Source organism: Pseudomonas palmensis (assembly GCF_017848315.1).
Taxonomy (GTDB): Bacteria; Pseudomonadota; Gammaproteobacteria; order Pseudomonadales; family Pseudomonadaceae; genus Aquipseudomonas; species Aquipseudomonas palmensis.
Window position 1 is genome coordinate 23,099 of record NZ_JAFKEC010000022.1, and the last position, 19,968, is coordinate 43,066.

Below are 19,968 nucleotides of genomic sequence, written 5' to 3' on the forward strand. Positions count from 1 at the left end.
GGCGCTTCGCTTCTTGAAAGTCCGGGACGATGTCATTGCAACATCAATTAAAAACAAGGCGGACTGTAGGCAGGGTGCCATCAATTTTTCGTGAAAAAGACGCCAACAAATAATTGCACTTTATTGAGCGAAGGGCAGAACACTTCTTGTTCAGCCTTTATTCAGGAACAGGGCCTTGTCGCCCTGCTCCCGAACAGCGGTCAGGCGGGCAACAGCACCTTGGCGTAGCTGTCACGGTCCATGTCGACCAGCTCGACGCTCAACTGAAGCTCGCGACCGCTCACCTCGACCACCGCATCCTTGAGCACCTCGAGCAGGCTGCCCGAGAGCTGCTTCTTGACCTCCGGGGAGCGGCCGCTGAGCAGTGACAGCCGCACACAGACAAATGCCCGCTCGACCGGGGCCACGCCCACACGAAAATGTTCGAAGGCGCGCGCGCGACTCTTGATATCCAGTTCCTGGGCGAACTGACCACTGCCGACCAGCGCGTGATTCAGGCGCAGCAGAACCTTGTCGACTTCAAGCTCGCGCAGGTTGGCGCTGTATTCCAGGTGCAGATGGGGCATGACTCGGGCGTCCGTCGGGGGAAATGATTCGACAGACTACCCCATCTGCGGGGGGCGGCAAACGCGTCTATCCTGAAGGTTCATGCCCACCAACCTATCAGCAGAGGTGAAGAGATGCCGGTCAAACACGATTTGCTTGCAGACCTGAATCTGACCAGGGAAGCCTTCGACGAAAAAAAGAAAACCGATCCGCGGCTCAGTACGTTGCACGAGAAGTACAACGCGATCGACGCCCAAGTGGTCGAGGCAGAAAGCGGCAGCGCCACGGACGATCAGGTGACGGAACTGCGCAAGAAACGGCTGCTGACCAAGGATGAGATCGTCGACCATCTCAAGGCCTAGGCGTTGTACCGCTGGCCGTGCTGGATAAATCTTGGTTGACCACAACAGTTAATATCATTTTGATATCAAATTTTTTGCCAGATAATTGGCAAGCCAAAAAAAACCCCGACACTTGACGTGTCGGGGTTTCTTGATCAGGCCTCAATGGCCTGATCACGCCAAACTTACTGCTGCTGCGGCAGTTTGTCGATTGGACCGCAGCCACCAATAACCTTGGAGATGGAAACCGAAGGGTGGAACAGGTAATCGTACGAGCAGTTCTTTGGCTGGTTGTACACTTGGCCAGTGCAACCGGACAGCAGGGCAACACCCGAAACAACAGCGATTGCGACCGATGCCTTGATAAACTTTTTCATTCTAAATCCCTTAAATTACGATTCGCCGTCTTACTGATGGCGCGGCGATTGTAAGGAGGCCAGCACAATAAATCAAAAGATTTGTTACACCTTTCAAAGCCTTATGGAACGTTCGTGCTAGTTGCCCGGGCAGGGCCTGCGAATCGACTTCGACGGTCATTCTGATTTTCGACTCAGATTCTCGAGCTTCACACCGGCGACACTTCGCCTGCTGCCGAGGCTTCGGCGGGCATGGCAAGGCGCAGTGCGCGCCTGATGTCTGCATTGATATCGTCAGTGTCTTCCAGCCCCACAGAGATTCGGACCAACCCGGGAGGTACGCCCATTCGCTCCAGGTCGGTGCCGCCTGCTCGGGCAAAACTACCGTAGTGATAACACAGGGATTCAATGTTCCCGAAGGTGGTACCTGTTCGTATCAATTGCAGTTGACTAACAAAGATTGTGCCCGCTTCCTGCGAAGGCAACACAATGGCAATAAGACCTGTATGCAATGACGGATCAATGCCGTTGGCCTGTGCGCTCCTGGTCGACCATACGGCACGCCATTGCAACGTGGGAAACTCCTGATTCAACATGGCAATGACAGCAAGTGCATTGTCGGCATGCTTTTTCAATCTGAGCGCAAGTGTTCTCAAACCACGCACCGTAAGCCAGGCCGAAAACGGGTCAAGGATCAGCCCGGCACTTTCCCTGTGAGACTTCAATGCCTTGAACAGATCCGGGTCATTGGTACTTACCATCCCGCCCATTACATCACCGTGTCCATTGATATGCTTGGTGGTGGAATACAAGGTCACTGCCGCCCCCAGCGACAACGGCTTCTGGCAAAGTGGCGTTAGAAAGGTATTGTCGACAACCAGAAGAACGGCGTTCTTCATGCAAAGTTGCGCCAGTTCCGCAATATTGATGTCCAGAAAAGCCGGGTTGGTAGGTGCCTCGATAAAGATCATTCTGGTGTCGGGCCGCAGGGCCGCCTGAAACGCCGCCGTTTCGTACGCTTCAATGACCGACAGCGTCATGCCACGCTGACGTGTTTCATGCTCAAGCTGTTCGATCACTTCATAGAACAGGCCGCGGGGCACGATGACGTGGTCACCTGCGCCCAGCAGCGCACGAAAGACCAGCAGGCAGGCGGTCATTCCGCTGTTGACTGCCAGACTGTAGGCACAGTGTTCGATGGCACGAAACTTCGCCTCCAGGACGGAAACGGTGGGGTTGGCGTAGCGCTGGTAGGCAAAGTTTTCCCCCTCTGCATTGCCGAGCATGTCCCTCCCCGCTTCAACGGAGTCCAACAGTGCCGCGGAATTGCAGATCAGTGCGGGCACTGGAAACTGATCCAGGCCCGCCTCATGTTGCCCCAGGTGGATCGCGCGGGTAGCAGCGCCGAGTGGCGAAGACAGCAGATAATCACGGCGCTGCCGTTCACGCGGGCTCACGTTTTTGGTTGGGCTCATGAATGGCCTGATTCCGAAAGAGAGGGCTGATCCAGCCCGTTGATGATGACCTGCCCCTGGCGACCTGAGGGTGGTGCCGTTTACTCGTACTTGTAGCAAGGCACCACTTTTCCACCCAGCGAGACGATGGAGAACCTTTCCATTTTCGGCATGACGGCACAGGCCAGGCTTACTTGGGCCGCGCTGCAATGCAGCTCCTTTACCCAGATGGGATGATCCGCCTTGAAGCACTCGTGCTTCAGGTGCAGCAAATGTTGATCCAGTGGCATTCTGTCCGGGTCGCGTGGCATGGGGGCAGATGTCATCCTGGCGCGCTGCGTCGAATCAAACGCCAGGCGCAGGCACCGCAGCAGCCGTGGGTGCCGTGCCAGGTTGTTCCTTGAACCTGTCCATTCCCGGGTGACCTCTTCCAGGCCTTCGGCGACTTTGTATTGCTGCACCAGCTCCTTGATGGCGCGTGCTGCGGCGTGGCTCGGGTACAGCGAACAGCCACCGCCAACCACATGCACATCGGCGATTGTCTTGTCTGGGCAATAGGCAATGAAAACGGGATAGGGTATCTGGCTGGTGGCGTCGAACACTTCGATCGAGGCCCCGATAGCACCTTGCGCATCGCGCAAGGTTTGCAGCAATGCTTGCGGCATCGAGGCGTGAGCGATCTTTCTTATGGGTGTTTTGCACTCGTAAAAGAAGTGCTGTGCAATAAAGCGGCCGATACCGTGGCGCTCTATGACTTCGCTCGCGGCATGTATCGCCGCCTCGGCGAACCCGTAGCCTGCTGCCACACCCGTACCACAGGAATATCGGCGCGCAGCGCCATAGTCGGTATCATCGCCAGCGATGGCTTCATTGGCATACTGATGATTGATCAGGAATGACGGGTAGTGCAGATCAGCGCCGCCTGATGCTTCATGCGCCGCAAAGTGGATGACAGCCATCTGTGCAGTCTTCGAATGACGAAGCATCTGCACCGGCAGTACGTCCTGCAGGGCCGGTTGGGAAACTACCGAATCAAAACACTGCAAGGCGCTATGGGAGCGTAGTTGAAGTGGCCCCATGCTATGTTCATACGCTTCATACTTGGCGCCGATGCGCGCCTCTGCTTCATACCCTTTTCCGCAGCCGACAGACTCCATGTCACGGCTGTCAAAGGGGAATTCAAGCGTGGCCACAGTGCTGGACAGCGGGCTACCGTAACGGTTCAGGGTTACCTGTATTCCTTCGTTGATAAAATGCTGATCTATCACACTTTCTGCATCTTGCAATGACAACGTACGCTCGGGAGCAATCATGTTCATCGGCTGGAATTTCCATATACGCTGAAAGAAAAATGAGGCGCAGCAAGCGCCTCATTCATTTTCATCACTCAGCCAGTACAGCAGCTTCTTCTGGCGTGAACTCTTCTTCCAGCTTGACGCTATCCACTTCGTCTTCAGCAGGTTGGTCGACTTTGAACTCGTTGATATACATGCAGCAGTACTTACCCATGGAAATATCCTTTTCATGATGGATTCATGTGCGCACTTGTTTTCAGGTGCAGGTCGAGAGTAATACCGGCCACTTTCACTGCCCATAGGAAAAGTCCTGACTCCAGGCGTGAATACGTGGTTTATGGGGTGTTACTTGAGTGCCAGAATGCGCCGAAACAGGGAACAGTGCTTCCTACGCACAATTGCTGTGCGCACACGAAAAGCAAAAAGCCCCTGAAACCGTAGGTTTCAGGGGCTCTTGCATGTATGGCGGAGAGATAGGGATTTGAACCCGTCCGATTTAATCCATAGGCCGGAATAGGCCAACAAACACGGTGAAATAGGCTTTGGAGCTGGCCTACGACGGCCTCTCGCGGCCCCTGTTTTGCCCTAATTTTGCCCTAAATGAGCCCCTCTGATACCGCTACGCTCGCTGCTTCAACCGCTGCTGTAGGTACTGCTTCGCCTTGGTCTCCTCAGCCTTCAGAAATTTCTTCATAGCCTTGTTCGCCTGCTCGACTGCGCGCTCAGTGGAGCGGCGCGATGCAGCCATCCGCTCTTGCAAAATGGGAGGCTGCTGCTGGAGTTGATCAGGGTCAAGGATCGGCGTCTCTTCTTGAGGATCGCCTATCACCATCACGATTTGGTTTTTGCGCACTGAGGCAGGTACGAAGCCGTATCTTTCGTAGCGAGGCACCTGATGCACGTCGCAGGAGAGGCTGATGATCGAGTATCTACTGACAACATCACGCATGATCAAACTCATGATGCCCTGGTTACGCCGGGTCTTGCTTACCGCAATGTAGTAGACGCCGCACTCACCACTGGGTGACAGACCGCACAGGGCAAAACCCAGCATCTCTCCATGTTCGGTCGCGGTCACCAGCTCGATCTGAGATGGGGTGGAGCGAGCCAGATAAGCACGAACCTCGGTGAGCAAGATCAAGCGATACGCGCTGAACAGAGGGTGTGAGGCAGGCGGGTGGGCCATGGCCAGATCTGTGACGTTCTCAGCAACGAGGTCCAACACCTGCTCCCCAAGCGCTTGAATGACGGGAGCAGAAACTGTATCAATTACGATCATCGTGGGTCCTTGGCTGGGTGGCTTGAGATGGCGGCGCGCTGACATTACCACCACATACCCCGATTGTGCTGGTGCATTAATGAAAAAAGGCGCTCAAGCCCATATGTGCTGGACTTGAGCGCCTTTTATCGACAGTGCGCTAGGAGTGCTTTTGGCATGGGTTGGCATAGAGTGGCGAATGATTCGCCCCATATTTGCCCCAAATATCACGCTAATGAACCTTCTGTGTAGGTGCTCCAAGCGCTCGTAACTGATAGTCGTGAACCGCCTAGAACAGAGACTCTGCCAGCCCCCGTAACCGCTCCACCTCCTGGGCCGAGCTACCTGCTGCCTTCGCCTCGTGGTAGCACCGCATAGCTCTTGCGTCGTGATAGCATAAAAACATCATGATCCACTGCTAGCCGCCTGATACTTATACCATCGACATGGCTAGCCAGACACAACCAAACCGAAAATCAAGCCAACTCGGGAGTCATCTAAAGATGATCGACGACATTACAACAACAATCAAAGCACAACTTTACGACAGAGTAACCAGCCCACTATCAGGGGCATTCCTACTATCATGGGTAGTATGGAACTGGAAATTTATAACAATAGTTCTTTCAGACCTAAAGGCCCCAGTCAAACTAACCTACATTGACCTATATATATTTCCAAACACAACCACAATACTATCCCATGGAGTTTTGCTTCCACTAGTTTCAGCAATACTACTTTTGACTGTCTATCCGATACCCGCAAAGTGGTTTTATAAAATATCCCACAGACATAAAAAAACACTAAAAGGTGTACAGCAGTCGATTGAGGATGAAACGCCCATGACTCTCGAAGAAGCAGCTGACCTACGAAAAAGCTATAGAGCGGTGCAATCTCAACATGAAAAAGATATCGCGACAAAGACAACTGAATTAGCCAGCACCAAAAACCTACAGAACCAACTTGAGATCTCTATAAATCAACTGAGTGAGCAATTAAAATCCTCATCAATGCAAGTCGCGCAGCTTGAAGAAAGGGTATCATCTCTAGAAATAAAAAATGAGTCCCTGTCTTCTACAGTTGGCCGGCTCTCTCTATTTTTACGATCAATCTTACCCACCATCCACTTCAATCAAGAGGAGAAAAAACTAAATAGGCATAACCCTATAAGCTTAGCCGATAGTAAATATGAGAAAATAATCCCCCCTGCCACAGTGGCTGAAGACACTATAGAGCAAGCGCTTCAAATACACATCAGCAGGACTGGCATCTTTCAGCAGCACTCACCAAAAATATTCGCAGCAGGGGGTGTGATTTATCTGCAAACGAGCAAGATAAGCAGAGATTCATTCATAATTGGAAAATTTGACGCTAGCAACCCTACCCTTTCACTTGACCCTGCTTATACATTGTTGAGCCACCTCCACAAGGACGGCCCCCCTGCACAGCGAAGTTAGTAATCCGCAGTCTATACAGACTACTCATGGAGGAGTTCATAAGACCGCTGACATGCAAAGCCTGCTATCGTCGCTCGATCATATGCTTGCGCCAGCTCTCCCGCTCGAGCGTCAGCCCGTGCGAGCAGGTCGGAGAGCACCATTGCGGCGCGCGTGGCTGAATGGCCTCTTGCGGCAGCGGCGGAATCCGCGGCGCAGTTACTCGCAGAGCTGGCGTATCGCACGGTGGTGACGCGCAGCCGCTGGCTAGCAGCATCAGCACCAACAGCACCAACTGTTGCAACTTGTTCCTGTAGTCGAGCATTCGCCCTCACCTCTTCTAGCACCACAGCGCGGCGCTGCTCCTCATGTCGGGCCTGTTGCTCAGCAATGGCCCAGGCCTGTTTGTCGCCGGCATCGCGGGCAGACCACCTGTCCTGCCACTCGGCATCCATCGTCGTACGCCCGTGCTGATACGTGGCCCAGTACGACGCCACCACCACCAGCAGTGCAATCGCACGGTAGATCCGACCGTTCACGCCAACCTCCCGCCGGCGGCGATGTAGTGCGCCAGCAGGTCATCCAGCTTGCGCTCATGCTGCCCGTACCCAGCGCCCGGCAGGCTGGCCCAGATATTCCGGCACTTCGTGATTGCGGCCTGAATGCGGCCGGCGTGCACGTCCGCCAGGGCGCCACGCTCCTTGATCAGGTGCAGGGCCAGCTTGTCTTGGCTGGTGGGCCCGAAGTCAGGCAGCTTGAGTAGGTCGCGGTAATGGGGCCAGTAGCGCTGGAGTTGCTGGTACCGGCCAGCGGCCGTGGACTTCAGGCCCTTGTTGTTCACGGTCACCAGCACGCCAGGGTGGGTGCTGTAGGTCTTGAAGGTGTTCGGGCTGTCGATGCCGCCAACCACCACGTCATATCCGTCGTCGCGGGTGTGCTTGCTGATCGACGTACCTTCGGACCATGCCAACATATCGAGGAAAGCGAGCGCATTCTTGCTGCCCGCCAGGGAGTCGGAAATTCGAGCCATGCGTTTCTCCAGGCAATAAAAAGCCCGCTCAAGGCGGGCACAGGAAAGAAAAAGCCCCGTCAGTGCGGGACTTTATGGGGTCAGGTCGGCCAACCAGGTCGGCGGCACAGGGCGGTGCTCGATACCAGGGAACAACTCCGCTTGGGGCCAGTCGCGCAACTGCTGGATGTAGAGCAGAAGAGACATGAACTGATCAGGCTTCAGCGTGGTGGGAAGGCCAAGCTCCTGCTGGTCGCGGTGGCGGTCGCGTAGACCCGCAGCGCGTAGCATCACGCCATCCCGCCAGATGCGCTCTTGCTCCTCGACCACAGCAGCAGGCGCCGGCGGCGCTGCCTGAAACGATATGACGCCCCCCGAACAGACAATCACCTGCCCATCAGCCCGAGCGGCAATAATCTGACCGCGACGTTCGGTGCTGACTTCGACGATGCCTGCGGGCAGGTCCGTACCATGGATAACAGTGTCCAGAAACCCGCCAGTTGCGGGGTTGTAATAGATCATGTGCCAGGACTCCTAGCGGCCAATAACGAAACCAATGACGCTCTGCACGCCTTTCGATGCTTGCGCTGCGTTGAAGACTGAAAGGTTCATACCGGTGGAGTTCATCCCGTTGGGCGTCACCACCATGCCCACCTCGGAGGCTGTTGCGCCGGTGGCAATTCCCCACGGCACCATTGGGCCAACAGGAAACGTCAGGGGCCAGGTCAGTGTTTTAGTTACAAAGCCACCCGATGCGAGGCTGGGAATGGAGCCAGCATTGACCCACTGAAGAATCCACCCGCCCATCCAGCTCGGGAGCGCGATGTACCCCGTACCGTCGAACTGCACCGAAAACCCGTTGCGCAGCTTCTTCGGCGTGACAAAAGTTGTGTCATCGTTGCCGGCATTCGTTGCTGACTGCCCGGCGACCTTTGCCCAGCCGAACGCGGTTTCCGTAGCTTGCGACACAAAGCTGGTGAACGCCCTGAAGACGCCCAGCGGTGTCACCCACTTAGTGTCGTTTACCCCCGACTCAGCATCAGTCTGCGTGGCTTTGTTCGCCACACTAACCGCATCGGTAATGCCGTACCCGGTGAGCGTGGTTGCTTTGCTCGCCTTCCCCTGCAGCGCACTGGACATAGCCGCCAGTGCGTTGGTCGTAGTGGTTGAGAAATTTGGGTCACTCCCAATCGCACTTGCCAGTTTTTTCAGCGTGTCCAGCGAGGACGGCGCTTCCGCAACCAGCGCCGATATAGCCACCTGAATTGCCTCAGTGGATTCGATTTTGGTGATCGCGTCGAGAATGCCGAACCCCTGCAGGGTTGTTGGGTTGGCCCCGCTTCTGACATGACCGTAGGCATCTACAGAGACCTTGAAGTAGGGCCCGGGAGTCACGCCCGTTTTACCTCCTGCCTGTTCAAATACCAGGGCCGTCGCGCCGAGAACGGGCTGCGTGGTGTTCGACAACTGCCACGATGTGCCGGCGTTTCGCGTGCCAGCCTGCACCGGTACCAGGTGGCCCGGGGCACACTCAATACTCTCATCGGCATCCTTCGCTCGCACCCAGGCCCCTGCGGCGGCGGTGTAGATCCAGTTTTGTACAGCGTTGGCCTGGTTCTTGACCAGAACACGATCCCCGGCCACCAGGGCAACATCGTCAATGGTCTGCAGGCCGCTCAGCGCGATAGCCCCCGTGGTGGCCACCCGCACCGACTTCTTGACATCCGACGCGGCGATAGCCAGAACCGCAGACAGCAACTGACTGACGTTGGCCTCGTCGGGCACCATGCCGGCGCCCTTGATAACGTTCAGCACTTCCTGGGTGATCGCGTCGCCCCAGGCGGCCGGGATCAATGAGCCGATTTGCCCGGTGACCGGATTCTCATCGACAAAATGCCCGTCCACCAATCCGATGTTGGGCACGCTCTTGGGATAGTCCATCCACTACTCTCCATACTTAATAAATTCGACGGCATGCGCAGGTGCGCCACGCCGCAAGACACACTCTAGGGCGCCGCTCGGACTGCCCCCGAACTGCTCGCCAAAGTACGACACCCCGAAGCGACGCCCCAGGCGGCGCCGGGGTCCCGTGTCGAGTGTCCACATGAACTGCGCGAACCAAGTGCCGAAGTGCGCCGCACCGAAGCGTGAGCGGCCAAAGCGCGGCGCCCTGTGCTCGATCACGCGCGCATGTGGGTACCCCTGGCCGATGGCCAGGTCGACGAAGTACGCCGGCGACTGCCCGCCGACCTCGACCAGGCGACGGCGCACGGCCAACTGCCGGTCCTCAAACTTGGGCGAATCGCCCAAGCACGGATCGGGCAAGTCCATTACCCGCTCCCAATCCGGCACCAGCTCGCGCACGGTGTACGGATCGGACTCGGCCAGCAGGTCGGCGGCGCGCAAGTCTTCCTTGGCCAGCCGCTCGGCACCCGCCTGCAGCAGCTCGTCCAGCCCCGGGTTGAACTCCCGGTCCCATGCCGGCCCAGGCGGCAGCAGCAGCCGCAGCTGCGCGTGGTAGGCCTCGGCGGTCATGATCGCCACAGCACACCCCCGTAGGTCAGCAACTGGTTGGCAGCGGCCGAGACGTTGCCGGATGGGCTGATAACGTCGTGATCGCGCTCGCCCGTGGCGCCGCTGATGGCCTCGCGAATATGCGACAGCAGTAGCTCGGCGCCCAGGGCGGATTCACGGTTGTGCAGATCGATCAGCGCGGCCTCAACGGCCCGGCGCACGGCGCTGCTGTCGGGGGTGATTTTCAGTTCGTACTGCACCGGCTTTTCCGCCGGCGGCAACACGTACAGCTCGGCAGTCACCGGCCGTTCTTTCTCGATGTACGCCCGCACCACCTCGCACGCGGCCGGGCTGGGGATCGGGTCGACGTCGCTGTCGCGCATGAAGAACAGGCCAACCGTGCCCGGCCCCATCCAGTGCCGCACGACCCAGGCCCGGGTGACCCCGGCCACCTCCAGCGCCCAGGTCACGTAATCGCTCTGGCTGCCGCCGTGGGGAATCACACGGTACGAACGAAGCACACGGGCGCGCAGGGCCTCAATGCTCTCCTGGGCCACGCCGCCCTGCAGGCCGGGCGCATCGACGGTGACCGTCTCTTTCACGCCCAGCACCGGCGAGACGAAGCGCAGCACGGTGCCCGCTGGGGTGTTGCCCAGCGGGCCGGCGTCCAGGGCTTCAAGCTTCGCGGTACCGCTCGCGCCGGTCAGGGTCGTTGTGGTCATCACACGAAAGCGCACGCCGTCGTCACGCTGCAGCAGCGCGCCGGCATCGAGCAGCGCCGAGGCCGCGCCGGCGAATGTCGCGGTACCGGTGGCGGCCACCGCCTCCAGGCGGCCACGCTTCAAGCGCGCGTGAGCCATGCGCAGTAGCGTTTCCTCATCCGCCGTGTCCGGCAAAATCTGGTCAGCAATGTAGGCCTGATGCCCGTAGCGGCCATACGATGCGGCGGCCAGCACCCGGGCCAGCACCTCGGCGTCAGAGCGCAGCAGGGCGCTAGAGCCCGCCAGGCGCGACAGCTCGGTGCTGATCAGCTCGGGCAGGCTGGGGGTGTTAAACGGCATTGATCACCTGCCATAAGTTGTCTAGTCGCAGATCGATGGTTCGCCCGTCTCGCAACGTGAGCACCACCCCCATGTTGAGCCGGTCGATACCCCGGGCCACCGTTACCGTAACGGCAGTGACCCGACCGTCATCGAGCATCCAGGCCAGCGCCTCCCTCGCGAAGGCCTCGGCCTGCTGCAGCGTGGCATCGGTCAGCGTGCGGCGGCGCAACTGCCACAGCCGTGACCCGATACGGTCGTCGGCCTGACTGGGGAAACTGTCGCCCCACCAGCCGAAGCGCTCGGCGTCGTCCAGACGGTCATCGGCGCCGGCGCGGCGCCAGGTCAGCAGGCTGATCACCGCCGCCCGCTGCCAGGCCGTATCGGTTTCGTCGCCTTCAATCAGTGCCATGCGCTACCCCTTGACCGGCTTCTTGTCCGAGCCTTCGTGCACGTGCAGGGACGTGCTAACGCCGGCGGCGACCTGATCCCCGACCGACTCGATACGGCCGGTGGTGCTGATCAGCGGCGTGTCGAACTCGACCGCCGTGCCGGCCTTGATACGTAGGGTCATCGTTTCGATCGAGATTTCACGACCGCGCTTGAAGTGCAGAAAGTCGCCCTCGTCGGTGTAAAGCGCGACCTCGCCGGTCTTGAGCGCCTGCAGGCGAAAGCGCCGGTCGGACACTTGAATCACAAGGCCGTGGGATCGATCACCACCGACGAATACCGCCACGGCTTCGGCCCCTGGGTGCGGGTTGGACGTGAACCCGTAGGGCTCAAAATGCTCCATACCGTCTTTCACCTCATCGGCATTCAGGCGCATCTGCATCGTCTGCATCATGCCGTCAGGATTCGATAGGGCCAGCTCGCCCCGGGCTATCACGTTATTGCTCGGTTTCATGTGCCTGGCTTCCAGTCAGCGGGAATGAGGTATTCGAAGTTGTCGGCCTTGCCGCCCTTCTTGAGCTTGCGTGTGCTGTGCGGGTCTTTCGGCTCAGGCTCAAACGCATCCGGCGGCGCCACGGTCAAGTTGGCCACCGTTCCGCCTTCGTCCAAGCTGTATTCGATTTCGCTGATCAGCATGTCGCGGTCGATGCCGATCAGCGGATCGACCACGCGAACGATCATGTTGGGCAGCCACAGGGCGCCGTTGGACTGCCTCCAGCCCTGCACTTTGTAGTTGAGGGTCAGGGCCTTGCCCATGCGGTTGCCGCGCTCCCAGTTGGCCCGAGCGGCGGCCAGGTCCGGGGTCATCTGCCCGCTTTCGTGAATCACCAATACACGCTTGCGTGCGGCGCGCGGGTCAGTCACGGCGGCCTGCACCTCGGAGGCCTTGGCCCCAAAGGCGTCATCCGTGCCCGAGCGCTGGCCGGTCACTTTGTAGTCAGAAAACACCCCGGAAAAGTCGAGCGCCGCGTCACCGGTCAGGATGTTCTGCCCCAGCTCCAGGCGGTCGACCGCCCGGCCGGCTGACCCTGGGCGAATGATCACCAGTCGGCCCCGCGTGTCGTCCGTTGACAGCAGCCGCGATAGGGTCAGCAAGCGGTCGATGGATTCGAATACCGTCTCCCCGGGCTCGATGGCGTGCTCGGCAAGCTTCGACGTTTCCGCCGCCTGGCTGATGACCTGCACACCGTAGGGCTCGGCCAGGGCCTGCACGATTTGTTGCACCGTCTGGCCCTTCCACTGCCCGGGCTTGTTGATCGCCGAGCAGTCCACCAGGTCTGCGGTCAGCGACCGGCCTTGAATCGAGCGCGTCACCTGCTTGCTGTCGTAGCTGACCGGCGTACCGAAGATGTAGCCCGTCAGAGCCAGGTCATCGCCGATCTTGACGACGCAGTGATCGCCCTGGCGGATCGGGATTTCATCCGCCTGGCCGGGCCACCGCCAGGTCACGTCAAGTTTGAAGTCCCGGCTCTGTCGCTCGATGCCGGCGCTGATGCTGACTTTCTTCCAGCCGCGATAATCCAGGCCGTTCACGCTCAGCGTGACGGCGTTCTGTTGATCCATGGGTTACTCCTGGGCGACCTGCAGCACCCCGGCCGGCAGAAACCCGGGGTGCTTCACTTTGTTACGGGTAACGATTTCGCCGGCGCGGGATGCGTCAGCGAACAACTGATAAGCCAGCACCACCGCCGGCAGGCTTTCCTTGCGCTCAACCTCGACCAGGCGCACACCGGCGCCGGCCACGGCTGTCAGGTGATCCCGCACGCGCTTGCGCACCGCCTCCAGCAGTTGGAAGTGCTCATGTGTGGCCACCAGCGACGCCGACCACAGCGCATCACTGATTGCCTCGCGTAGCGCGATCACGTCCGCCGCCACCGGCACCTGCGGCCGATCAATCGGCGCCGCCACCTGCTGCGCCAGGCCCGGCACCCCGGGCAACGCCGCCGGCGCCGACACCACTGGCATCGACGCGGCAACACGCACGGCCTGCACGATCAGCGCGTCACGCATCAACTCGCGTGCCGCCTGCACCACGGCGGCCGTGGCCAGCCCGCCGTCGGCATTGACCGCTGTAGCACTGTCCTGCAGCTCGCCGTTCAGCCCCTGGGCCAGCTCGATCTGGTTGGTGATGTCGCGTGACGCCGACACAAAGCTGCTGAATCCCGGCTCAGTGTCTGCAAGGCGCGCCACGGTGCGCGAAAACTCGGGGTCGGCCTCGACCCCGGTTGCGCCCGCGCTCCCCCCCGAGGGGCCCCAACGGTAGCCAGACGACCGGTTACTACCCCCGACACTGGCGAACTGTGCGCGGATCATCGCCGCGAAGTTGCCCGGGGCGTTGATCAGCATGTCAGCCAGCGCCTCGACCGACGACACCAACCCCAGCACCTGGCCCAGCTCGCGCTGGATGGCCATCTGAATCCCGGCTATGCCGTTCTGCAGGGCGACCACGGCCAGCCGCGCTTTGTTGACCACGGCCATTGCTGCCTTGTAGCGAGCAATGGCCGACTCAAGCAGGCTTTCCGAATCGTCCTCCAGCTGGCTGGCCGGGTTGGGCACCCCGACCGGGTAGCCCTTCTCGCCGGCTTCGATGAACTCCAGTTCAAAGCGCACCAGGCCACCCTCGCGGCGTTCGTGCGACACGTCGCAGGCCTCGCCCGGGGTGACCGTCATGCGCCCGAACCATGGGTGCACCAACTCGCCAGCGCCGGGTTGGTTCAGGGCGTGCAGCAGGTTGTCACGTTGAAACAGGCAATCCTCGCCGACGACAAACGCCGTCATCTTGACTACCCGAGTCTTCGCGCCCATGTCTTCCACCAGCGGCTTGTCGCGCTGAGGGTACTCATGCAACTGCGTGCGCCGGCCGACCGGCGTTGAATCACTCTCGACAAAGAACGGCACCCCGCGAAAGGATGCCGGCTGCCGTTTCTCCCGCCATGTACCCGACATTTATCCAGGCCTCCCCAATGAGCGATAGCCCACGCTCGGCGTGACCGACAGCCCGGGCTGGTTGGTTTGCGCTGGGTTGACGACCATGCCCGCCGGGGCATTGTCGAAGCGCACGACCATTGAGCCCTGCAGCTCGGTTTTCGAAGCAGCGGCTGTTTGCTGAACCAGCGAACCGCGCGCCGTTGGCAGGCTGTCGCCCGGGGTTGCCCCAGGCAGCGGCCGACCACGCGCCGCGTCCCGGGCCAGCGCTTCGGCCTTGGTCGTCACCGGCACAGCGGCCGGCTTGGCCAGCGACTGCGCGGCCGCTGCAGACTGCACCGCACTGGCCGGTACCGACGGCACGGCCATCAGCGGCACCCGCCCATCATTCGCCGGCGCCCGCATCATGCTGGCCACCGTCGTCGCCTCGGGCAGCAGCTGGGGCATCGGGGCAATGGGCTTGACCAATCGCCCCTGGCCCGCCTGGGCCTGTTCGTTACGCGCCTTCTGTTCCTCGGTCCAGGCGTTGACCTTATCGGTCGCCCCCTTGACCACGCCGTCACCGTCCGAGCTGAACCCTAGAAACTTCATCATCGGTTCAATGATCGGTTTGAGCTTGTCCCACAGGCCTTTAAAGAATCCGGTAATCGGCTCCCAGTGCTTGAGGATGATGCCCAGCGGCGACCAGTCGAACAGGGTTTTCATGAAGTCCAGGAACGGCACCGAAAGGGCTTTGATCAGTTCCCACACCGCGCCGAAGAACTCAGTGATCGGCCCCCAGTTGGCGACGATCATGCCGAGCGGGGTCCAGCTGAAAGCCTGTTTCATCCAGCCCCATACGGCCATCGCCGGGCCCTTCACCATATCCCAGACCTTGGCGAAGTACGGCCCCACCGTTGACCAGTTGCCGATCAAAAGGCCGGCGGCCAAGGCGATACCCCGCACAACCAAGCCAATGGGGCTCATGCTGGCCACCGCGTTCATCAGCGTGAGCGCGCCGGTTGCGGCGGCCGTGGCCAGGCGCAGCACGGTAAAGCCCACAGCGGCGCCGAGGATGCCCTTGATCAGCCACGGGTGCGCGCCGGCCAGCTCGGTCACGTTGCTGATGATCGGCCCCACCGTGGCCATGAAGTCGTTGAACGGCGGCAGTAGCGCCGTACCGACTGTTATGCCCAGGCGGGTTACCCGGTTCTGCAGCAGTTGCAGGCCGTTTTCCGTGGTGGCCGCCCGTGCGGTGTACTCGTCTTGCATCGAGCCGGCAAAGTCGCCCTCCTTGCCTACCGACCTGAAGTTCTTCTGCAGCGTGTCCAGGTTGGTCAGCAGTGGCGCAATGGCCCCTACCGACTCCTTGCCGAACAGGCTGGTAAGCACCGCCGCCTGCTTGGCCTTATCGACCTTGGCCAGCGTCTTGAGTACGCGGGTCATGGTCCCTTCGCTATCGGTCTGCATGCCCTGGGCGATTTCGTTCGCGTCCAGTCGCAACGCCTTGTAGGCCTCGCGTTGCGACTTGGTGGCCGCGTTACCGGCGGTCATCGTGAGCATGAAGTTCTTGATGCCAGTGGCCGCCACGTCCTGGGCGATACCCACCCCGGCCAGCGCCGAGCCCATCGCAGCCAGTTGCCCGGCGTTGACCCCCGCTACCTCGCCCAGCGGGCCGATGGCGGTCACGATGGCGGAGATTTGCGCCGTGCTGGCTGCACCCGTGTTACCCAGGTAGTTGATCTTGTCGGCCAGGGTGACCACTTCGTCCTGGTTCATGTGGAACGCGGTGCGCCACTTGGCCATCATTTCCCCGGACTGCGCGGCGGTCTGGTCGAACGCCACGCCCATCTTTACCGCGTCTTCGGCGAACTTGTTCAGTTCCTCCCGGGCAATACCCGACTGCCCGCCGGCCGCAACGATTTGCGCGATGCCATCGGCCGCCATTGGCAAGCGCTCAGACAGGTCGAGCACGTCGTTGCTCATGGCCTTGAACTGCTCGGGCGTGTCGAAGTTGACGACCTTCTTCACGTCGGCCATGGCGCTTTCAAACTTCATCGCCGCCTGAACGCCCATGACAAAGGGGGCCGCGATGGCCCCCCCTTGTACTGCATCCATGAACGTGATTTTGCCCAGGCCCGAGCTGTTCAACTGCTTGCGCAACATGGCCGCGTTTTTGCGCACGCCGGTCATCACCGGCGACAGCTTATCGACGCCGGTAATCAGCGCTTTAAGCTGGAACTTATCCGCCATTGTTCGCCCCCGCTAACTCTTGGATTCGCCAAGCGTTTTCTTCACTTTCGAACAGCACGTCCAGCGGCCACGCCTTGACCTGTTCCGGGTTGGTTTTCCAGTACCAGGCCAGGTCGTAGGACAGATCAATCAGCTCGCTGATGGTGGCGAAGCGGGGGACATGAAAAAACCAGCAATCAACCACGCGAAGCGGTTGAGGTCGGACAGGTCCAACTGATCCACCGACCCCGGGGGGATGGCTGCGCATACACCCAGGTACTTAGCGGCGACGTCAAGATCGAGCGAGACTGCTTCGTCTTTGTCGATGTGGTAGGGCAGCGACTTGATAGCGCGGCAGTCCTGTACGGTGGGGCGGCGAATGGTCAGTTCGACCAAAGTTTCGCCGTGTGCCTGAATCGGTGCGCTCAACGTGTGAGTAGTGGTGCTCATTATTGCCAGTCCCCTGCGATGCCTTCGAAATTGAGTGAAACCTTGCCGTCGTCACCGGTGACGTTCACGTCGTCCACCAGGTAGGCGCCGGACAGCACATAGCTGCGCCCGGTCTTGAACTCGGTTGTAACGGTCATGTTGATGCCGTTGGTCAGCTTGGTAATGGGAAAACCCGGCGTCATCACCGCGTCAACCTTGGTGAACGGAACGCGGTCTTCCTCCTTGAAGTAACCCTTCACAACGGTTTCGCGCTTGACGCTGGAAAGCGCCACCTCAACGCCACCCGTGATAACCAACTGCTCGCCATCGACCTTGATGTAGCAGGTGCCTGCGACTTTCTGACCCATAAAAAGGGCTCCCATAAAAAGGCCCGCACAAGGCGGGCCGGGGTGGATTGATGCGGTTTACGCCGCGTCGGGGTACTGCAGGCGGAATTGGTACAGCAGCGCGAACACGCGCAACTGGTTGACCAGATCCGGCGGGAACAGCACGTTCAGCCGGTTCGGGTTGGTCGCGTCACGCTCGACCACCAGGTGCTCTTTGAACGCCTCGATGTTCTCGACAATCCCGGCGCGCTCAAGCTCGCCATACGCCGCGATCAGCTCGCCCCGGATCACAATCGGCGTGACGATGGCCGCGCCGGCGCCGAAGCTGGTGCCGTCGTTGGCAAGCTTGCTGCGCCCGTATTTGCTGGTGATGCGGCTTTGCAGGTTGCGAATCACATACGCCGACTGGTGCAGCGGTTCGCTGTCCAGGTAAGAGTCATCGGCCTGGCCAAACGCATTGCGCTGGTAGGTAGTGATACCCCGCTGAATGCGGTAGCTGCCGCCTTCGTAGTACGCCGTGGCAATGCCATTCATCAGCAGCGATTGCCGCTCGGTCAGCATGAAGCGGCTGCTGGCCGGCGCCGGATCGATGCCCGGCAGCGTGCCGGTTTGCGTCGGCCGGGCTGGGTCGGCGCTGATGAATACAGCGGTGCGTGCGGCGTACTGCGCGGCAATTTCCCAGACCGGCTGGGGAACACCGCGCTCGAACCCGTGAATCGTCATGTGCGGGTCATTGCGCGCCCGGCCGGCAGCCACCAGCTCGCCCAGGGTGCCGCGCTTGGCGGTGTACACATGGCCATAGAGCTGCTTGGCCCAGGACCAGCGGCCGGCCGTGTCTTCCATCGTGACTTTCCAGGCGTCCAGGGTCGCTACGTCGCTCCAGGGCTGGGTGATGAACTCGAAAGGCTCATCACCCAGGGCGGCCAGCGCGGCGGCCATGTCGGGGCTACCAACGCCGCCCGTCATCACGGACGCCACCAGCGTCAGCCCGGCCGGGGTTTCCTCGCCGTTGGTGCGGCCCAGGCGGTTCAGCTCGACACGAATGTCGTTGCCCAGGTCGCCTTTGAACTTGGCCAGCAGGGTCACCACCGCCTCCGCAACCGTGGCCGTGACCGGCAGATCGAGCGCGGCGTTGACGCTGGCCGCGACAGCGGTGGCCACCGCCTCGGCCGACATACCCAGAGTGACGGTGGTACGCACGCGCTTGCCAGCCACGTACAGATTGACCAGGCCGGCCGCCGACGGTGTGCCCGTTACGGTAACGGTAACCGTGGCCGCAGTGCCTTCGGTCACCTGCAGCGGCAGACACCAGACCTCGCCGGCGATATCGATGGCGCGGTGCTTCTCGTACATCGCGGCCAGCATCGAGCCGGTACCGCCGATGGCGGTGGCTTCGGCCTGGCGCGACACCAGCACCAGGGTGCCGACCTCTTCGCTGTCTACGCCGTCGTTGACCTGGCCCACCAGCAGCCGTCGCAGCGCGGCGCCGGCATTGCTGTTGGCCATCGAATTATCAACCTCGGCGTAGAACAGCGGCACGCGCAGGTCGGACGGAATGTTGCTGAAACCGATGCTCATGGCTTAGCAGCCCTCGCTTTTTTGGGTTCGACGACAACCGCATCGCCATCAGCCAGGCGGCGCTGCCACCAGGCGTTGTGGGGCACCTTGGCCCCTTCGTCGGGCAGCAGCTCGCCGCCCTTCTCCGGCATCGGGCAAGCACGCCCCGAGGCCGGTTTCAGGTGAATCAAGGTCATTGAGGTAGATCCTCTCGGGTTATGAATTCGACACGGCCGTCAGGCCCCGTCTGCGCGACATTGCGGTCGACCAGGGGGTCGATGAAGTCGAACGAGATATCGAGCCCCTGCAGAGCGGGCAGGCCGTCCACTTCGTGCTCGTACCATGTTTCAGCGGGGTCGCTGTCATTGCTGCGTCCCAACTGGAACTCGGCACTGAAGCTGTAGCGGTAGACCACCCGAGCCCTGTTGATGAAAATCAGTGCACCACCGCCATAGGTGACCTGGTCGTACTCAGGCTCAGGCTTCCACCCCACCAGCGCACGCCAGAGATCAGCCCTTAAAACGTGCAGGTCGTGCACAGCCTCCTGGCCGCGCTCGTCCGACGTGTCGAGCACGACAATGACGTCGAAACCGTCAGAGATAACCTGACGGATACCATTTCTCAGATCGTTGGGTTCGGCCTCATCATCAGAGGCGATGACATACGCCGACGGGTGTTTCAGGTTGGAGCTGGTCGCGACGGCGTCCCAATCGATCCCTGCGGCAATCCTGCCCCCAAAGGCAGGGCACCAGGTACGCAGATGCGCGACGATCACATTCAATCTCATCGTGATTTCCGTG

General features: G+C 60.3%; 23 protein-coding genes and 1 pseudogene. 2 read left to right on the plus strand and 22 right to left on the minus strand.

Annotated features, from left to right (window positions below):
- Positions 1–200: 200 nt before the first annotated feature.
- Positions 201–566, minus strand: a complete 366-nt coding sequence (locus JZZ72_RS13725) for a 5-carboxymethyl-2-hydroxymuconate Delta-isomerase (protein WP_058541519.1) — start codon at positions 564–566, stop codon at positions 201–203.
- A 114-nt stretch (positions 567–680) separates the two neighbouring features.
- On the opposite strand from JZZ72_RS13725, the gene JZZ72_RS13730 reads away from it, so the two are divergent.
- A complete protein-coding gene (locus tag JZZ72_RS13730) occupies positions 681–908 on the plus strand; it encodes a YdcH family protein (protein WP_043864210.1) in 228 nt (75 codons plus the stop codon).
- Positions 909–1,072: 164 nt separating this feature from the next.
- Here the strand turns inward: JZZ72_RS13730 and JZZ72_RS13735 are convergent, their stop codons facing one another.
- From JZZ72_RS13735 to JZZ72_RS13750, 5 genes are all read right to left on the minus strand, one after another.
- Positions 1,073–1,264, minus strand: a complete 192-nt coding sequence (locus JZZ72_RS13735) for a YhfL family protein (RefSeq protein WP_043864211.1) — start codon at positions 1,262–1,264, stop codon at positions 1,073–1,075.
- Positions 1,265–1,452: 188 nt separating this feature from the next.
- On the minus strand, positions 1,453–2,718 hold the full coding sequence (locus JZZ72_RS13740; RefSeq protein WP_058541518.1) for a trans-sulfuration enzyme family protein: 1,266 nt from the start codon (positions 2,716–2,718) through the stop codon (positions 1,453–1,455).
- Between the two features lie 80 nt (positions 2,719–2,798).
- Positions 2,799–4,016: a YcaO-like family protein gene (locus JZZ72_RS13745; protein WP_054914966.1), complete on the minus strand. Its 1,218-nt coding sequence runs from the start codon at positions 4,014–4,016 to the stop codon at positions 2,799–2,801.
- 64 nt (positions 4,017–4,080) lie between these two features.
- A complete protein-coding gene (locus JZZ72_RS28010; protein ID WP_254996984.1) occupies positions 4,081–4,206 on the minus strand; it encodes a hypothetical protein in 126 nt (41 codons plus the stop codon).
- A 405-nt stretch (positions 4,207–4,611) separates the two neighbouring features.
- Complete coding sequence (locus JZZ72_RS13750; protein WP_210014576.1) at positions 4,612–5,271, minus strand: GNAT family N-acetyltransferase; 660 nt, start codon at positions 5,269–5,271, stop codon at positions 4,612–4,614.
- Between the two features lie 482 nt (positions 5,272–5,753).
- Between JZZ72_RS13750 and JZZ72_RS13755 the strand changes: the two genes are divergently transcribed.
- Positions 5,754–6,707 (plus strand): hypothetical protein, encoded by a 954-nt coding sequence (locus JZZ72_RS13755; protein WP_210014577.1) that lies wholly within the window; start codon positions 5,754–5,756, stop codon positions 6,705–6,707.
- A 20-nt stretch (positions 6,708–6,727) separates the two neighbouring features.
- Here JZZ72_RS13755 and JZZ72_RS13760 read toward each other — a convergent pair whose 3' ends face one another.
- The 16 genes and pseudogenes from JZZ72_RS13760 to JZZ72_RS13835 form a co-directional block, all read right to left on the minus strand.
- Positions 6,728–7,225 carry a DUF2514 domain-containing protein gene (locus JZZ72_RS13760; RefSeq protein ID WP_078481882.1) on the minus strand — a complete coding sequence of 166 codons (498 nt, stop codon included), beginning with the start codon at positions 7,223–7,225 and terminating at the stop codon, positions 6,728–6,730.
- A complete protein-coding gene (locus JZZ72_RS13765; protein ID WP_078481881.1) occupies positions 7,222–7,716 on the minus strand; it encodes a glycoside hydrolase family 24 protein in 495 nt (164 codons plus the stop codon). Before JZZ72_RS13765 ends, JZZ72_RS13760 begins: the two co-directional genes overlap by 4 nt.
- A 72-nt stretch (positions 7,717–7,788) precedes the next feature.
- Complete coding sequence (locus tag JZZ72_RS27815) at positions 7,789–8,217, minus strand: phage tail protein (RefSeq protein ID WP_236066273.1); 429 nt, start codon at positions 8,215–8,217, stop codon at positions 7,789–7,791.
- A 753-nt stretch (positions 8,218–8,970) separates the two neighbouring features.
- Positions 8,971–9,636: pseudogene (locus JZZ72_RS28100) on the minus strand (phage tail protein); the annotation flags it as partial.
- 3 nt (positions 9,637–9,639) lie between these two features.
- On the minus strand, positions 9,640–10,230 hold the full coding sequence (locus JZZ72_RS13780) for a YmfQ family protein (protein WP_210014615.1): 591 nt from the start codon (positions 10,228–10,230) through the stop codon (positions 9,640–9,642).
- Positions 10,227–11,270 carry a baseplate J/gp47 family protein gene (locus JZZ72_RS13785; protein ID WP_210014579.1) on the minus strand — a complete coding sequence of 348 codons (1,044 nt, stop codon included), beginning with the start codon at positions 11,268–11,270 and terminating at the stop codon, positions 10,227–10,229. Before JZZ72_RS13785 ends, JZZ72_RS13780 begins: the two co-directional genes overlap by 4 nt.
- Positions 11,260–11,655 (minus strand): phage GP46 family protein, encoded by a 396-nt coding sequence (locus tag JZZ72_RS13790; RefSeq protein ID WP_408004343.1) that lies wholly within the window; start codon positions 11,653–11,655, stop codon positions 11,260–11,262. The genes JZZ72_RS13785 and JZZ72_RS13790 overlap by 11 nt, the downstream gene beginning before the upstream one ends.
- 9 nt (positions 11,656–11,664) lie before the next feature.
- Positions 11,665–12,153, minus strand: coding sequence for a phage baseplate assembly protein V (locus JZZ72_RS13795; protein WP_210014581.1), 489 nt, complete (start codon positions 12,151–12,153; stop codon positions 11,665–11,667).
- On the minus strand, positions 12,150–13,262 hold the full coding sequence (locus tag JZZ72_RS13800; RefSeq protein ID WP_210014582.1) for a phage baseplate assembly protein: 1,113 nt from the start codon (positions 13,260–13,262) through the stop codon (positions 12,150–12,152). Before JZZ72_RS13800 ends, JZZ72_RS13795 begins: the two co-directional genes overlap by 4 nt.
- Positions 13,263–13,265: 3 nt before the next feature.
- Positions 13,266–14,645 carry a DNA circularization protein gene (locus JZZ72_RS13805; RefSeq protein WP_210014583.1) on the minus strand — a complete coding sequence of 460 codons (1,380 nt, stop codon included), beginning with the start codon at positions 14,643–14,645 and terminating at the stop codon, positions 13,266–13,268.
- Positions 14,646–16,856 (minus strand): phage tail tape measure protein, encoded by a 2,211-nt coding sequence (locus JZZ72_RS13810; RefSeq protein ID WP_210014584.1) that lies wholly within the window; start codon positions 16,854–16,856, stop codon positions 14,646–14,648.
- A 129-nt stretch (positions 16,857–16,985) separates the two neighbouring features.
- Positions 16,986–17,285, minus strand: a complete 300-nt coding sequence (locus JZZ72_RS13815) for a phage tail assembly protein (RefSeq protein WP_104571800.1) — start codon at positions 17,283–17,285, stop codon at positions 16,986–16,988.
- The gene (locus JZZ72_RS13820; protein ID WP_104571801.1) at positions 17,285–17,632 is read right to left on the minus strand and encodes a phage tail tube protein; all 348 of its coding nucleotides are present in this window, start codon (positions 17,630–17,632) and stop codon (positions 17,285–17,287) included. The genes JZZ72_RS13815 and JZZ72_RS13820 overlap by 1 nt, the downstream gene beginning before the upstream one ends.
- Positions 17,633–17,689: 57 nt before the next feature.
- Complete coding sequence (locus tag JZZ72_RS13825; protein ID WP_210014585.1) at positions 17,690–19,189, minus strand: phage tail sheath subtilisin-like domain-containing protein; 1,500 nt, start codon at positions 19,187–19,189, stop codon at positions 17,690–17,692.
- Positions 19,186–19,365, minus strand: a complete 180-nt coding sequence (locus tag JZZ72_RS13830) for a DUF2635 domain-containing protein (RefSeq protein ID WP_210014586.1) — start codon at positions 19,363–19,365, stop codon at positions 19,186–19,188. The genes JZZ72_RS13825 and JZZ72_RS13830 overlap by 4 nt, the downstream gene beginning before the upstream one ends.
- Positions 19,362–19,955 carry a phage tail terminator protein gene (locus JZZ72_RS13835; protein ID WP_210014587.1) on the minus strand — a complete coding sequence of 198 codons (594 nt, stop codon included), beginning with the start codon at positions 19,953–19,955 and terminating at the stop codon, positions 19,362–19,364. Before JZZ72_RS13835 ends, JZZ72_RS13830 begins: the two co-directional genes overlap by 4 nt.
- Positions 19,956–19,968 lie beyond the last annotated feature (13 nt).

Excerpts from the sequence above, each read along its gene's own strand:
- JZZ72_RS13725 (WP_058541519.1), bottom strand. The coding sequence starts at position 566 with ATGCCCCATCTGCACCTGGAATACAGCGCCAACCTGCGCGAGCTTGAA.
- JZZ72_RS13730 (WP_043864210.1), top strand. The coding sequence starts at position 681 with ATGCCGGTCAAACACGATTTGCTTGCAGACCTGAATCTGACCAGGGAA.
- JZZ72_RS13735 (WP_043864211.1), bottom strand. The coding sequence starts at position 1,264 with ATGAAAAAGTTTATCAAGGCATCGGTCGCAATCGCTGTTGTTTCGGGT.
- JZZ72_RS13740 (WP_058541518.1), bottom strand. The coding sequence starts at position 2,718 with ATGAGCCCAACCAAAAACGTGAGCCCGCGTGAACGGCAGCGCCGTGAT.
- JZZ72_RS13745 (WP_054914966.1), bottom strand. The coding sequence starts at position 4,016 with ATGAACATGATTGCTCCCGAGCGTACGTTGTCATTGCAAGATGCAGAA.
- JZZ72_RS28010 (WP_254996984.1), bottom strand. The coding sequence starts at position 4,206 with ATGGGTAAGTACTGCTGCATGTATATCAACGAGTTCAAAGTCGACCAA.
- JZZ72_RS13750 (WP_210014576.1), bottom strand. The coding sequence starts at position 5,271 with ATGATCGTAATTGATACAGTTTCTGCTCCCGTCATTCAAGCGCTTGGG.
- JZZ72_RS13755 (WP_210014577.1), top strand. The coding sequence starts at position 5,754 with ATGATCGACGACATTACAACAACAATCAAAGCACAACTTTACGACAGA.
- JZZ72_RS13765 (WP_078481881.1), bottom strand. The coding sequence starts at position 7,716 with ATGGCTCGAATTTCCGACTCCCTGGCGGGCAGCAAGAATGCGCTCGCT.
- JZZ72_RS27815 (WP_236066273.1), bottom strand. The coding sequence starts at position 8,217 with ATGATCTATTACAACCCCGCAACTGGCGGGTTTCTGGACACTGTTATC.
- JZZ72_RS13780 (WP_210014615.1), bottom strand. The coding sequence starts at position 10,230 with ATGACCGCCGAGGCCTACCACGCGCAGCTGCGGCTGCTGCTGCCGCCT.
- JZZ72_RS13785 (WP_210014579.1), bottom strand. The coding sequence starts at position 11,270 with ATGCCGTTTAACACCCCCAGCCTGCCCGAGCTGATCAGCACCGAGCTG.
- JZZ72_RS13795 (WP_210014581.1), bottom strand. The coding sequence starts at position 12,153 with ATGAAACCGAGCAATAACGTGATAGCCCGGGGCGAGCTGGCCCTATCG.
- JZZ72_RS13800 (WP_210014582.1), bottom strand. The coding sequence starts at position 13,262 with ATGGATCAACAGAACGCCGTCACGCTGAGCGTGAACGGCCTGGATTAT.
- JZZ72_RS13805 (WP_210014583.1), bottom strand. The coding sequence starts at position 14,645 with ATGTCGGGTACATGGCGGGAGAAACGGCAGCCGGCATCCTTTCGCGGG.
- JZZ72_RS13810 (WP_210014584.1), bottom strand. The coding sequence starts at position 16,856 with ATGGCGGATAAGTTCCAGCTTAAAGCGCTGATTACCGGCGTCGATAAG.
- JZZ72_RS13815 (WP_104571800.1), bottom strand. The coding sequence starts at position 17,285 with ATGAGCACCACTACTCACACGTTGAGCGCACCGATTCAGGCACACGGC.
- JZZ72_RS13820 (WP_104571801.1), bottom strand. The coding sequence starts at position 17,632 with ATGGGTCAGAAAGTCGCAGGCACCTGCTACATCAAGGTCGATGGCGAG.
- JZZ72_RS13825 (WP_210014585.1), bottom strand. The coding sequence starts at position 19,189 with ATGAGCATCGGTTTCAGCAACATTCCGTCCGACCTGCGCGTGCCGCTG.
- JZZ72_RS13830 (WP_210014586.1), bottom strand. The coding sequence starts at position 19,365 with ATGACCTTGATTCACCTGAAACCGGCCTCGGGGCGTGCTTGCCCGATG.
- JZZ72_RS13835 (WP_210014587.1), bottom strand. The coding sequence starts at position 19,955 with ATGAGATTGAATGTGATCGTCGCGCATCTGCGTACCTGGTGCCCTGCC.